The organism is Streptococcus thalassemiae, from assembly GCF_903645285.1.
GTDB lineage: Bacteria > Bacillota > Bacilli > Lactobacillales > Streptococcaceae > Streptococcus > Streptococcus thalassemiae.
Genome location: NZ_CAHJXN010000002.1, coordinates 344,880 through 357,886, shown reverse-complemented (window position 1 = coordinate 357,886; position 13,007 = coordinate 344,880). Strand labels below are relative to the sequence as shown.

Below are 13,007 nucleotides of genomic sequence, written 5' to 3'. Positions count from 1 at the left end.
GAAGTAGATGCAGCAAAACAAGCTATAGAAGATGCCAAAGGCAAATTAGATGGAGCAGAAACCAATAAAGAAGCTCTAACAACAGCAACATCTACAGATGCGGAAAGCACAAAAGCTAATGATGCGAAGTACTACAACGGAAGTGCAGAGAAGAAAGCCGCCTATGATAAAGCCGTAGAAGATGGTAAGAGAGTCTTAGGTAAAGCGAACGCAACTCAAGCGGAAGTAGATGCAGCAAAACAAGCTATCCAAACAGCTAAAGAGCAGTTAGATGGATCAGAAACTAATAAAACACAATTGATAAACACCACTGACGCATTAAATAGTTTAATTTTAGAAGATTCGACAAAAGGAAAGACCAAAGCGACGATTGATGAGTATAAAAAAATACAAGAAGAATCAGAGAAAGTTTTAAAAGAAGTTAAAAAAGTTATTGATAATGAAAATGCTTCACAGGTTGAGGTTGACAAAGCCTTAGAACTAGCAATTAAGGCAAAAGATGCTTTAGAAATTGCGAAAAAATCATTACTTGATGCTGTAGAAGCTAGAGAAGTAGTTGAAACGACAGCAAATGAAAAAATTGCAAGTATCAAAGCAGATAAAAAACTTTCTGATGAAGAAAAGCAAAAAGCACTTGATACAGTTGAAGCCTTAAAGGAAAAAGCATTAGAAGACATCGATAGCTCCACAACCCAAGCAGAACTCGATAAAGTTCTCAGAACCTTCTTATACCAAGTTGATCAAGATGCACTTGTAGATGATCTTCCAGAATTAAAACTAGAAGATGCCCTGAAAGCTTTAATCAATGGAGGAGTGAAAGTTGAACGTGGCACAGCCCTTTCCCAAGCAGATGTGTTAGCGAAATTAGATTTACCAGAAGAAATCTCAGTCCTCAATATGGTATTGCCTGATACGAATACTATCGGTACTAAAGTTGCTACAGTGACATTAAGACTAGCGGATGGAAGTGTACAAAAACTTGAAGTTCCAGTTGAAGTGATTTCACCAAACAATCAAGATATGATACCTCCATATAATGGTGGAAACTACGGCTCTTCTGCCGATAACGGAATGACGAACACTCAAGCCAAAGTGAATAAATCCAAGTTAGAAAGTGCTATTCATCAGCTAGATGAGCTAATCATCCAAGAATCAGCTAAGCTTGATGCAGAAACTGCAAAAGAAGCGAATGCATTATCAGCAGATGCTAAGAAAGTATTTGCTAACGCAGACGCAAGTCAAGCAGAAGTGGATGCAATGGTGAAACGTATCGAAGACTTTATGGCGAAACTTGCTCCAGCAGCTGACCATGTAACTCCAGCTGAGGATCAAAGTGTTCAGACACCAGCTGTAGCTCCAGCTACTGCTCAAGCAGCGAATGCCAACCAAGAAGCATCAGCACAAGCAAATGCGCCTAAAGCATCTAAAGAATTGCCAAATACAGGTACAGCAGATTCTACTGTAGCTATGGTAGCAGCTGCCGCAAGTGCCTTACTTGGTCTTGGTCTTGCAGGCCGTCGTCGTAAAGAAGACGAAGAAGCTTAATTGGTAGATTGTTTGATAATTATCAGATGATAAGTCCGATTTTTAAGGCTTAAAGAAGTACCTCTCATAAGAAAATCTCCTAGCAGGAAAGTCTGCTAGGAGATTTTTGCTTTTCAGGAAGTGGACGGCAAACTGTAACCGTTCAATAACGAGGTATATTGAAAAATTTCCAGACTCGAGAACTCACTGATAGTTCCTAAGCTGGAGATTTCTTATTTGCACTTTTTGTAGGGAGTCAGTCTGGGAGAAATCAGACACTATAATGAACTGAGTCTGGACTAGTACAATATCGCTTCTAAAACATTGTTATAAATTGATTTGGCCTTGCCTTATACTCAACGAAAATCAAAGAGCAAACTAGGAAGCTAGCCGCAGGTTGCTCAAAACACTGTTTTGAGGTTGCAGATGGAAGCTGACGTAGTTTGAAGAGATTTTCGAAGAGTATTAGCTTTCTAAAAAAGTTGAGAAAAGTAGTACCTTTATTTTTAGACAGAGCTCATGATGAGTTTTGAGACAAAACGTTAAAAAGAGAAAAACGCCTATGGTCAAAAGTCTAAGGAACTTGATAATAGGCTTGTTTTCTAAGAATAGTGGGCTTCATTGCTCCTAAAATTTAGTTTGAGAGACTAGCACAGGATAACAGAGTGACGCCATCACTGGGCTAATAGAGATAAAATAAACAATTGATTTAGGACATTTGTTTGATAGTGGTGATAAAGTTTTAAATCTGCTACATAATTTGTGGAGTTTTTTCTATAATTAGGAGTTTAACCTAATCTGCAAATAGGAGTATACTAATAATGTAATCGTTATCAAAAATCTAAAAAGGAATTTTTAGATGGATATCAAAATAAAAAGGGAGGAAATTATGAATAAGTTTTCAAAAACCTTGAGAGACAACTGGATCTTTCTCTTGATGGTTTTTCCAGGGGCACTCTGGTTGATTCTATTCTTTTACATTCCAGTATTTGGAAACGTGGTTGCCTTCAAAGACTACCACATGACCAGTAATGGATTTATAGATAGTATCATAAATAGTAAATGGGTCGGACTCGATAATTTCAGATTCTTATTTAGTTCAAGAGACGCCTTTATTATCACACGAAATACGGTCCTCTACAATCTTGGCTTTATCTTTCTAGGTTTAGTTGTATCTGTAGGGATTGCCATTATCCTCAGTGAACTCCGTTCTAAGAGAATGGTGAAGATTTTCCAAACTTCTATGTTGTTCCCTTACTTCTTGTCTTGGGTTATCATCAGTTTCTTTACAGATGCCTTCCTAAATATTGATAAAGGGGTGTTCAATCATTTATTGGAAAGTCTTGGTCTCAAAGAAGTCAACTTCTACGCTGATTTGGGAATTTGGCCTTATCTCCTACTGTTCCTAGGTATTTGGAAAGGTTTTGGATATAGCAGTGTCATGTACTATGCGACAATCATGGGAATTGATCCAACCTACTACGAAGCAGCGACAGTGGACGGGGCCAGCAAATGGCAGCGCATTCGCAACGTAACCATTCCGCAGTTGACACCGCTGGTAACTGTATTGACCATCCTTGCAGTCGGAAACATCTTCCGTGCAGACTTTGGTCTCTTCTACCAAATCCCCCACAATGCTGGTCAGCTTTATAACGTAACCAACGTTTTGGATGTATATGTTTATAACGGTTTGACTCAGACAGCGGATATCGGGATGGCTTCAGCAGCAGGTCTCTACCAATCAGTTGTCGGCTTGATTCTGGTTATCCTATCAAACTTACTTGCAAGACGAGTTGATCCAAACTCAGCCTTGTTCTAGAAAGGAGGAGAATATGGCAGAAAAGAAAATTAAAAAAGAAAAAATTGATAATGTCGGCATTCACTCCTTCAGTAAGAAAGCAGATATCTTCTTCAGTATCATCTCGGGTTTGATTGCCCTCTCTTGTATCCTACCCTTCGTATTCGTTATCATTATTTCAGTGACGGACGAGAAAAGCCTCCTCCAATACGGCTACAGCTTCTTCCCATCCCAATTTGGATTAGACGGTTTTGAGTTTTTGGCACAGTTTAAGGATAAAATCTTACAAGCCCTCTTCATCTCAGTCTTTGTAACCGTAGTTGGGACAGTTACAAATGTCTTTATCACAACAACCTATGCCTACGCTATTTCACGGACAACCTTTAAGTATCGCAGATTCTTTACTATCTTCGTCCTTCTCAGTATGTTGTTCAACGCTGGTTTGGTACCAGGTTATATCATGGTGACCCGTGTGCTTCAGCTTGGGGATACTGTTTGGGCCTTGATTGTTCCAATGCTTCTCTCACCCTTTAACATCATCTTGATGCGTTCTTTTTTCAAGAAGACCATTCCAGAAGCCATTCTCGAATCGGCTCGTATCGATGGTGCCAGTGAGGCTCGGATTTTCTTCCAAATCTGTTTGCCATTGTCACTACCAGGTATCGCAACCATCACGCTTTTGACAGCTCTTGGTTTCTGGAATGACTGGTTCAACGCCCTTCTTTACATCAAGAGTGACAACTTGTATCCATTGCAATATTTGCTCATGCAAATCCAACAAAATATGGACTACATTGCCAAAGCGGTCGGCTTGACTGGTCAACTGGGAGTTGCTCTACCGAAAGAAACAGGTCGTATGGCCATGGTTGTGGTTGCAACCCTTCCAATCGCGATTTTGTATCCATTCTTCCAACGCTACTTTGTAAAAGGTTTGACTATCGGTGGTGTGAAAGAATAGTGCTTATTGAGAAAGAACATTTCTCATTTCCAAACTTCCCTTGTGTGAAGTTAATACTCTTCGAAAATCTCTTCAAACCGCGTCAACGTCGCCTTGCCGTAGGTATAGGTAACTGACTTCGTCAGTCTTATCTACAACCTCAAAACTGTGTTTTGAGCTGACTTCGTCAGTTCTATCTGCAACCTCAAAACAGTGTTTTGAGCAACCTGCGGCTAGTTTCCTAGTTTGCTCTTTGATTTTCATTGAGTATAAGATCATTACATTGTTTATAAGTTTAAAAATAAAAAAAGGAGTTTTTATCATGAAAAACTGGAAAAAATATGCTTTTGCATCTGCTAGTGTAGTCGCTTTGGCTGCAGGTCTTGCTGCTTGTGGAAATTTGACAGGTAACAGCAAAAAAGCTGCTGATTCAGGTGACAAACCTGTTATCAAAATGTACCAAATCGGTGACAAACCAGACAACTTGGATGAATTGTTAGCAAATGCCAACAAAATCATCGAAGAAAAAGTTGGTGCCAAATTGGATATCCAATACCTTGGCTGGGGTGACTATGGTAAGAAAATGTCAGTTATCACATCATCTGGTGAAAACTATGATATTGCCTTTGCAGATAACTACATTGTAAATGCTCAAAAAGGTGCTTACGCTGACTTGACAGAATTGTACAAAAAAGAAGGTAAAGACCTTTACAAAGCACTTGACCCAGCCTACATCAAGGGTAATACTGTAAATGGTAAAATTTACGCTGTTCCAGTTGCGGCCAACGTTGCATCATCTCAAAACTTTGCCTTCAACGGAACTCTCCTTGCCAAATATGGTATCGATATTTCAGGTGTTACTTCTTACGAAACTCTTGAGCCAGTCTTGAAACAAATCAAAGAAAAAGCTCCAGACGTAGTACCATTTGCAGCTACTAAGAACTTCATCCCTTCTGAGAACTTTGACTACCCAGTAGCAAACGGGCTTCCATTCGTTATTGACCTTGAAGGGGATACTACTAAGATTGTAAACCGTTATGACGTTCCTCGTTTCAAAGAACACTTGAAGACTCTTCACAAATTCTATGAAGCTGGATACATTCCAAAAGACGTAGCAACAAGCGATACTTCCTTTGACCTTCAACAAGATACTTGGTTCGTTCGTGAAGAAACAGTAGGACCAGCTGACTACGGTAACAGCTTGCTTTCACGTGTTGCTAACAAAGATATCCAAATCAAATCATTCACTAACTTCATTAAGAAAAACCAAACAACACAAGTTGCTAACTTTGTCATCTCAAACAACTCTAAGAACAAAGAAAAATCAATGGAAGTGTTGAACCTCTTGAATACGAACCCAGAACTCTTGAACGGCCTTGTTTACGGCCCAGAAGGCAAGAACTGGGAAAAAATTGAAGGTAAAGAAAACCGTGTTCGCGTTCTTGATGGCTACAAAGGAAACACTCACATGGGTGGATGGAACACTGGTAACAACTGGATCCTTTACATCAACGAAAACGTTACAGATCAACAAATTGCAGATTCTAAGAAAGAATTGGCAGAAGCTAAAGAATCTCCAGCGCTTGGATTTATCTTCAATACTGACAATGTGAAATCTGAAATCTCAGCTATTTCTAACACAATGCAACAATTTGATACAGCTATCAACACTGGTACTGTAGACCCAGATAAAGCTATTCCAGAATTGATGGAAAAATTGAAATCTGAAGGTGCCTACGAAAAAGTATTGAACGAAATGCAAAAACAATACGATGAATTCTTGAAAAACAAAAAATAATCAGCTAAATTGATTTCGTGTATTCATTCCTAACTCCTAAAATAAGAATCACTGCTTTCCTCAGGCTTATCTGGGGAGGGCAGTGATTTTTTACCTTATTTAGATAATTATCCGAATTAGATGATATAAACAATATTAAAATGATAACAGGTGATTAAAATATTAAAATTTCTTATATCTTTATTAATTTTTATTAAGTAGATTTTTAGAATAAAGTAGCTTATAATAAGAGTACAATGAAAGCGCTTAACATTGTGAAAATTCATCTTGTTCTGATTTAAGAGATCTATAGATACAAATTTTTAAGCAGTCGTATATAGATGTATATCATTTACATAGTTCTATATACTTAAAAATTTATACAATGATCAATTTAAACGAGGTAGGTGAAAAAATGATAAAAGTTGTTCTTTATTCTTTTTAGGAACAAGAAATTTTACATGAGGTTATTCAAATGAAAAAAACACCCAATCGATGGTTAATTTTGGCAGCAGCCATTTTAACGAATCTATCTCTAGGTGCTGGTTACGCCTGGTCAGTCTTTCAAAAGGCGCTGCTAGAAACCAATGCTAGTCAAGGATGGGTTCAAGCCCAAACTTCTTTGGCCTTTAGTATTTCTTTTGCAATGGTACCTGTTGGTATGATTATTTTCGGTCCTAAGGTTGATTCAGCAGGACCTAAGAAATTTGTATTCCTAGGTGGTATTCTCTTCGGTGCTGGTATGTTTGCTACTGGATTTGCTACTTCTCTTCCAGTCCTGTACCTCACTTACGGGGTTGTTCTAGGACTTGGTATTGGTTCAGCTTATGGAGCATCTACTTCAGTTGCCACTAAGTGGTTCCCGGATAAAAAAGGTTTAGCTGGTGGTTTGACAGCAGCAGGTTTCGGGTTAGGCCCGCTCATTATCGGTCCAGTTGCCAAAGCTTTGATTGCTTCTATGGGTGTTTACTCAACATTCAAAGTATTAGGTATCATTCTTCTAATTGTTATTTGTACTTCTTCATTGGTAATGGAGAAAGCTCCTGCAGCAGCGCCGGCAGCTGGAACAGCTCAACCAGAAGGTAAAACTTACAAAGAAATGCTTCGTGATGGAAATTACTGGCTTCTATGGTTGATTTATGTTCTTGGTGCTACTGGTGGAATGATGATTATCGGTACTGCAGCATCAATTTCTGACCAGTATAAACTTGTAGGAGAAGCTACACTCTTTGTTATGCTGGTATCTATCGCTAATACATTTGGTCGTATCTTCTGGGGTACGGTATCTGATAAGATTGGTCGCTATCCTACCGTTATTGCCATGTTTGGAGCGGTTGCTACTGGTTTGTTGCTCACAGCCTTATTCAAAGGTCCTGGAAGCATCTTGGCCATCCTTGGAATTATGATGGTTGCCTTGTCATTTGGAGGCTTCCTCGGTTCATTCCCAGGAATTACTGCTGAAAACTGGGGAGTTACATACGTAGGGACAAACTATGGATGGATGTTTACTGCTTATGGCGTAGCTGCTATTGCTGGTCCTCAGTTAGGAGCACGTCTTGCACAGGCAAACCAAGGAGATTATACAATGGCCTTCTTTATCGTTATCGGCATGGCTATCCTTGGTATTCTACTCCAACTGTTCTATATGGCTAAAGCTAAAAAAGTTTAAAAATGAATCCTTGGAAAATCCAAGGATTTTTTAAAATATGATTGATACTAAGTGTAGTGTACAAGAAATTTTTTTCTAAATTGAAATATAGCAATTTCCAGTCAAATAAATTGCATTCGTTTTCTCAAGCAGGTATACTAGTATGGATAAATAAAAAATTTAGAAAATTTAAGAATAGAAAAGAGAACAAATCTTATGGCAAAAGATATTCGTGTCTTACTTTACTACCTTTATACTCCAATTGAAAACGCAGAGCAATTTGCTGCAGACCACTTGGCTTTCTGTAAATCAATCGGTCTTAAAGGCCGTATCCTAGTCGCTGACGAGGGAATTAACGGAACCGTTTCAGGTGACTATGAAACAACTCAAAAATACATGGACTACGTTCACAGCCTTCCAGGAATGGAAGATCTCTGGTTCAAGATTGACGAAGAAAGTGAACAAGCCTTCAAGAAGATGTTTGTTCGCTACAAGAAAGAAATTGTCCACCTTGGTTTGGAAGACAACGACTTTGACAATGACATTAACCCACTTGAAACAACAGGTGCTTACTTGTCTCCAAAAGAGTTCAAAGAAGCGCTTCTTGATAAAGATACCGTTGTCCTTGACACACGTAACGATTATGAGTACGACCTAGGACATTTCCGTGGGGCTATTCGACCAGACATCCGCAACTTCCGTGAGTTACCACAATGGGTTCGTGATAACAAGGAAAAATTCATGGACAAGCGTGTCGTGGTTTACTGTACAGGTGGGGTTCGCTGTGAGAAATTCTCAGGCTGGATGGTCCGTGAAGGCTACAAAGATGTCGGTCAATTGCACGGAGGAATCGCAACTTACGGTAAAGACCCAGAAGTTCAAGGTGAACTTTGGGATGGGAAAATGTACGTATTTGATGAGCGTATCGCCGTTGATGTCAACCATGTCAACCCAACTATCGTAGGGAAAGACTGGTTTGATGGAACACCATGTGAACGTTATGTCAACTGTGGAAATCCATTCTGTAACCGTCGTATCTTGACATCAGAAGAAAATGAAGACAAGTACCTTCGTGGATGCTCACACGAGTGCCGTGTTCACCCACGTAACCGCTATGTTTCAGAAAATGAATTGACACAAGCTGAAGTGATTGAGCGCCTAGCCGCTATCGGTGAAAGCTTGGATCAAGCAGCTACTGTATAAGATCAAACAGTCCTCAGGGGCTGTTTTTCTATGCTTTGTACTCAAAAATCTAAAGTTTGTTTCTGTATCTTTCAGAAAAATAAGGTATACTGTATGTAAACGATTTCAAAGGAGTCCAGTTATGGCGAAAACATTTTTTATTCCAAATAAACAGAGCATTTTAGGAGAACAGGAGATTTTGACTGCCAAGTCGATCTTGGCCTTGGTAGATGGTTTGGAGTCACATAGCTATGATGCAGTCTATCTCCGTCAGCCTCTTAACCGTCTTGAGTATATCGAGTGTGCGATAGTGGGGCAATCACAATTTCTTTTTAAGGTCAGTTATGCTGATGGTCAAAAGGCTTACCGTGTTGATCTTCCTGACCTACTCACGAAGACAGACTGGCAGATTATCAAAGCATTTTTAGAAGCCCTACTTGCTTATACAGGAACTGAGATTGAGGGGCTAGATGGTTTTGACTTTGAAGCTTATTTCCAAGCAAGTATTCAAGCCTATTTAGCAGACACTGCAGCCCGTTTTACGATTTGCCAAGGAATTTTTAATCCTGTTTTCTTTAGTCATGAGGACTTGAAAAGTTTTTTAGAGGCAGATGGCTTGCCTCAGTTTGAAGCGTGTGTACGTGCGGTTCAAGAGACAGATGCTTACTTTGCAAGAGTTTCCTTCTATCAAGATGGAGAAGACCAAGTGCACGGTGTTTATCATCTGGCTCAAGGCGTCAAGACTGTTTTACCGAGAGAACCATTTGTTCCTGCAGCCTATATGGAGCAATTGGTGGATAAGGAAGTGCAGTGGGAGATTGACTTGGTTCAAATCACAGGAGATGGCTCTAAACCAGAAGACTATGAAGCCATTGCCCGCTTGGACTATACAAAATTCCTAGAGTTACTACCATCAGCATCTTACCACCAACTAGACGCCAATCAATTAGAAGTTCAACCCATCTTAGAAAAAGATTTTAAAACATTAGCACAAGAAGAGTAAAGTAGAAGCAGGTCAATCGACTTGCTTTTTGGCATAGAAAAATCCTGCCATGAAAGACAGGATTGAAGTTTAAAGAAAGGCCAAGATACGAAGATAATCTCCAATCAGTGCCACTTCAGCTACAAAGAAGAGGAGGATGATCACTCCGTTCACAAGGACAGACAAGAATAACTGATAGAAGGAGTCGGTTTCACTTGCTTGACTTGGTCTTGTAATGATATGGAGACTAGCAAGCAGGATGATTCCAATGCTAATCACACACAAAAGGGCTGTAAATCGTAGGCTGTCAAAGAAGGCAAAGAAACTAGCAGTAGCAGTGAGGAAGATTGGAATTGCCAAGAGTTGACTATATTGTTGGAGAATCTTTTCTAGCGTCCAGTCCTTTTCTTGGTAGATAAATCGTCTCACAACGAAACTACCCAAGAGGAATGAAAAGAAGAAGAGTGTTGTCGCTACTAGGATAGAGATGATAGAAAAGAGAGTTAAAGGAGCTAGTTGTTCAGGGAAGTGGCTGTTTATAGTTGCTATATGTCCATAGTAGGCTTGTTTGATGTGATAGATACTAAAGAAAAAGGAAGATGCAGAAAACAGAATGAGCAAGAGAAAGGCTGTGTAACTGTGTGTGCTACTTGTTTCAAGCTTGCTTGTAGGAGATTTGATCGCTTCCACTAGCCAAGACCAAAAATCAAGCACTTGCTCTTTCCATTTATCCGTAGATTTTGGAGCTTGGTCGGGGATATAAGGACTTTCTAAGGATTTACTGAGAAGAAGAGGCTCTTTCGTAGTTGTTTTTTGCTGAGGAAGTGCTTCTTGACTCTCTTCAGCTATAGTGACTTTTTCTGTTTCTTTAGAAAGGTCTGGCTCTTCTTCAGTAGAATCTAATGCTTTCTTTTCTTCTATTTCTGTTCTCGCTTCACTGTCCTCAGGAGCTTCAATTTTCTCTTCTTGCTGGCTTTCCAGTTCGACTTCAGCTTGAGAGACTTCCTCCTCTACTTGAGTATTTTCTTCAATTGGCGTATCGAGATCGGCTATCGTTTCTTCAGCCTTGTCTGCAACCTCTTGAGCTTGCTCTTCAGGCTTGTTCTTGCTTGTTGTTTTTACAAAATCATTACTTTCAAACCATTCTTGTTTCATGGTAGAACCTCCTTTTTAGTTAGATAAATATGCTTCTATAGTAGCAAATGTAAGCGTTTTTGTCAACGTCTGCTTGGTGTGGATATTAGTTCAATATCATCATCAGATCTCGCAATGAGTTGATCCTTGACATCGGTTTTTTCAGTTTTATAAGGGTTGCTTAATTCCGTACCTCTTGATTCAGGCTCTTCTCTTGTGAATTGGAAGATAGAACCGTAGTTACTTGAGATGTCCAAGTTAATTCGTTGGCTTTCTTTCTGGTCTAGGATGATTCGGAGATAATCTTTGGCAGTCAGTTCAACCTTACCATGGACTTGGATATTTTCAGCGTGGAAGTGATGTTCTGTTGACTCTAGCTGACTATCTGTAAGATCTGTATCAAAGATATTAACGATATTGGGCGTTGTGAGTTTACTGTTTTTGATACGACTTCCTTCAATTCGGAGGATATAGCCGTTTGTATTGAGGGTCGCATTTTCAAGGCTGGCATTTATGATGGTGGTTTGTCCGCGATTGGCTGAGATGTTGATCCCTTTTAGAGTTCTCCCTTTCGGTAGTCCGATGATGACATCATTAAAACGATTAGATGAACTACTTACAATATGGAGAATCCCATCAATTCCAGAAGAGATAAATGGACTTTCAGACAGTTTCTTATCAGTGAGACTCAGAGTTCTATCGTTCTGATTGGTGATAAGATCATGGTGAGCAGAAAGTGATGGATGGTAAGAAATGTGGATTTGATCATCGAAAGAGTCTGTGATGGTCAGCGCGTGTTGGTGGAGAGTAATTTCTAGGTTTTCGACTTCCTTGCCAAAGGTCAACTCTTCCATCCGACTATCATAGACAGGCTCCTTGGACATGGCAAGCAGACTCTTAATCCCGTCAGATTGGATCCCTACAAAGAGCAGGATAAAGCCGACAACGGTAGTCACCACACCAAAAATGAGAAATCCTTTTGTCAATTTACGCATGCTGGTCACCTCTCTTTCCTTTTTTGAGAACAAATTGCACCAAGCGAACAATGAGTAGACCGAAGAAGCGGGCTACATAGGAAATACCTAGTAAGACTAGTGAAGAAGCACCGATAGCCAGTAAACCAGAACCGAAAATCAAGATAAAGGCTGGTTTGGCTTGGGCTAAGACAGTGAAACTTTCAACTAAAAATAGGAATCCGCCGATGATACCCAGTATGGAAACCGCAAAGAAAGCTAGAATGACAGTCAAGGCTGCCACAAGGATTGCGAACAGGGTCACGAGAATGGCGATTCCCAAAGGAATGCCGATGGGTGCTGCAAGGAGGGCTAATAAGGCGATATGCAAAATTTGTCGGTTATTCTTTTGAGCGGGTGCTTCATTGATTTTTTTATCGAGAAGATTGGATAGAACTTCGTGGGCTGCTTCTTTGGGAGTTCCCAAACTGGCGATGAGTTCTTCTTCTCCTTCGACTCCAGCATCGTCAAAGAGCTCTCTGAAATAGTCCATGGCTTCGATACGGTCAGCTTCAGGTAGTTTCTTGAGATAAAGTTCTAGCTGAGTCAGGTATTCAGTTCTTGTCATGGCGGATACTCCCTTCTATGATGCCATTGATGGTGTCTGTATAGAGTGTCCATTCATCTTTTAGGGTAAAGAGCTGCTCTATACCACCATTTGTCAAGGAGTAGTATTTGCGCATGCGACCTTGGAACTCTCTAGAATAGGTTGTCAGAAAGCTATTGCCTTCCAATTTTTTGAGAATGGGATAGAGTGTGGATTCTTTGATATTAGCGATCAGCTTAATGGTCTGGCTAATCTCATAACCATAAGAATCCCCTTTTTCCAGTACGGCCAAGATGAGAAATTCAATCAAGGCAGAGGATGTTGGAAAGTACATGGGAAACCTCCTTTTCTAATGTGTAGGATTTTTATATATAATTTTTCTACACATACATTGTACATCTAAAAGAAAGCCCTGTCAAGAGAAATGTGTAAAATTTTTATATATAAAAAAACTTCTAGGAAAAA

At 39.7% G+C, this 13,007-nt stretch carries 12 protein-coding genes and 1 pseudogene; 8 read left to right on the top strand and 5 right to left on the bottom strand.

The features are described from left to right. Positions 1-24: 24 nt before the first annotated feature. The 4 genes and pseudogenes from HWX15_RS09895 to HWX15_RS04330 all read left to right on the top strand — a co-directional run. Positions 25-261 (top strand): annotated as a pseudogene (locus HWX15_RS09895) (LPXTG cell wall anchor domain-containing protein); the annotation flags it as partial. 36 nt (positions 262-297) lie between these two features. Further along, the gene (locus tag HWX15_RS09890) at positions 298-1,545 is read left to right on the top strand and encodes a DUF1542 domain-containing protein (RefSeq protein ID WP_254867339.1); all 1,248 of its coding nucleotides are present in this window, start codon (positions 298-300) and stop codon (positions 1,543-1,545) included. Between the two features lie 868 nt (positions 1,546-2,413). Then, a complete protein-coding gene (locus tag HWX15_RS04335) occupies positions 2,414-3,343 on the top strand; it encodes an ABC transporter permease (RefSeq protein WP_175880379.1) in 930 nt (309 codons plus the stop codon). A 13-nt stretch (positions 3,344-3,356) separates the two neighbouring features. Then, positions 3,357-4,280, top strand: coding sequence for a carbohydrate ABC transporter permease (locus HWX15_RS04330; RefSeq protein ID WP_175880378.1), 924 nt, complete (start codon positions 3,357-3,359; stop codon positions 4,278-4,280). Between the two features lie 72 nt (positions 4,281-4,352). On the opposite strand, the gene HWX15_RS09885 is transcribed toward HWX15_RS04330, so the two are convergent. Further along, positions 4,353-4,523, bottom strand: a complete 171-nt coding sequence (locus HWX15_RS09885) for a hypothetical protein (RefSeq protein WP_254867338.1) — start codon at positions 4,521-4,523, stop codon at positions 4,353-4,355. 58 nt (positions 4,524-4,581) lie between these two features. On the opposite strand from HWX15_RS09885, the gene HWX15_RS04320 reads away from it, so the two are divergent. The 4 genes from HWX15_RS04320 to HWX15_RS04305 all read left to right on the top strand — a co-directional run bounded on the left by HWX15_RS04320 (position 4,582) and on the right by HWX15_RS04305 (position 9,869). After that, entirely contained in the window at positions 4,582-6,057 is a 1,476-nt protein-coding gene (locus HWX15_RS04320) for an ABC transporter substrate-binding protein (RefSeq protein ID WP_175880377.1), read from the top strand. A 454-nt stretch (positions 6,058-6,511) separates the two neighbouring features. Beyond that, on the top strand, positions 6,512-7,705 hold the full coding sequence (locus tag HWX15_RS04315) for an L-lactate MFS transporter (protein ID WP_049532313.1): 1,194 nt from the start codon (positions 6,512-6,514) through the stop codon (positions 7,703-7,705). Between the two features lie 195 nt (positions 7,706-7,900). Next, complete coding sequence (trhO, locus tag HWX15_RS04310; RefSeq protein ID WP_175880376.1) at positions 7,901-8,887, top strand: oxygen-dependent tRNA uridine(34) hydroxylase TrhO; 987 nt, start codon at positions 7,901-7,903, stop codon at positions 8,885-8,887. A 121-nt stretch (positions 8,888-9,008) separates the two neighbouring features. Further along, complete coding sequence (locus HWX15_RS04305; protein ID WP_175880375.1) at positions 9,009-9,869, top strand: DUF4299 family protein; 861 nt, start codon at positions 9,009-9,011, stop codon at positions 9,867-9,869. A 69-nt stretch (positions 9,870-9,938) separates the two neighbouring features. Here HWX15_RS04305 and HWX15_RS04300 read toward each other — a convergent pair whose 3' ends face one another. The 4 genes from HWX15_RS04300 to HWX15_RS04285 form a co-directional block, all read right to left on the bottom strand. Beyond that, positions 9,939-11,003: a DUF6574 domain-containing protein gene (locus HWX15_RS04300; protein ID WP_175880374.1), complete on the bottom strand. Its 1,065-nt coding sequence runs from the start codon at positions 11,001-11,003 to the stop codon at positions 9,939-9,941. 62 nt (positions 11,004-11,065) lie between these two features. After that, complete coding sequence (locus tag HWX15_RS04295; RefSeq protein ID WP_175880373.1) at positions 11,066-11,977, bottom strand: DUF4097 domain-containing protein; 912 nt, start codon at positions 11,975-11,977, stop codon at positions 11,066-11,068. Beyond that, positions 11,970-12,563, bottom strand: coding sequence for a DUF1700 domain-containing protein (locus HWX15_RS04290; RefSeq protein ID WP_175880372.1), 594 nt, complete (start codon positions 12,561-12,563; stop codon positions 11,970-11,972). The genes HWX15_RS04295 and HWX15_RS04290 overlap by 8 nt, the downstream gene beginning before the upstream one ends. Beyond that, positions 12,550-12,876 carry a PadR family transcriptional regulator gene (locus HWX15_RS04285; protein WP_057487947.1) on the bottom strand — a complete coding sequence of 109 codons (327 nt, stop codon included), beginning with the start codon at positions 12,874-12,876 and terminating at the stop codon, positions 12,550-12,552. The genes HWX15_RS04290 and HWX15_RS04285 overlap by 14 nt, the downstream gene beginning before the upstream one ends. Positions 12,877-13,007 lie beyond the last annotated feature (131 nt).

What these genes read in the sequence shown, in the direction of transcription:
- HWX15_RS04335 (WP_175880379.1), top strand. Translation starts at nt 2,414, where the DNA reads ATGAATAAGTTTTCAAAAACCTTGAGAGACAACTGGATCTTTCTCTTG.
- HWX15_RS04330 (WP_175880378.1), top strand. Translation starts at nt 3,357, where the DNA reads ATGGCAGAAAAGAAAATTAAAAAAGAAAAAATTGATAATGTCGGCATT.
- HWX15_RS09885 (WP_254867338.1), bottom strand. Translation starts at nt 4,523, where the DNA reads ATGAAAATCAAAGAGCAAACTAGGAAACTAGCCGCAGGTTGCTCAAAA.
- HWX15_RS04320 (WP_175880377.1), top strand. Translation starts at nt 4,582, where the DNA reads ATGAAAAACTGGAAAAAATATGCTTTTGCATCTGCTAGTGTAGTCGCT.
- HWX15_RS04315 (WP_049532313.1), top strand. Translation starts at nt 6,512, where the DNA reads ATGAAAAAAACACCCAATCGATGGTTAATTTTGGCAGCAGCCATTTTA.
- trhO (WP_175880376.1), top strand. Translation starts at nt 7,901, where the DNA reads ATGGCAAAAGATATTCGTGTCTTACTTTACTACCTTTATACTCCAATT.
- HWX15_RS04305 (WP_175880375.1), top strand. Translation starts at nt 9,009, where the DNA reads ATGGCGAAAACATTTTTTATTCCAAATAAACAGAGCATTTTAGGAGAA.
- HWX15_RS04300 (WP_175880374.1), bottom strand. Translation starts at nt 11,003, where the DNA reads ATGAAACAAGAATGGTTTGAAAGTAATGATTTTGTAAAAACAACAAGC.
- HWX15_RS04295 (WP_175880373.1), bottom strand. Translation starts at nt 11,977, where the DNA reads ATGCGTAAATTGACAAAAGGATTTCTCATTTTTGGTGTGGTGACTACC.
- HWX15_RS04290 (WP_175880372.1), bottom strand. Translation starts at nt 12,563, where the DNA reads ATGACAAGAACTGAATACCTGACTCAGCTAGAACTTTATCTCAAGAAA.
- HWX15_RS04285 (WP_057487947.1), bottom strand. Translation starts at nt 12,876, where the DNA reads ATGTACTTTCCAACATCCTCTGCCTTGATTGAATTTCTCATCTTGGCC.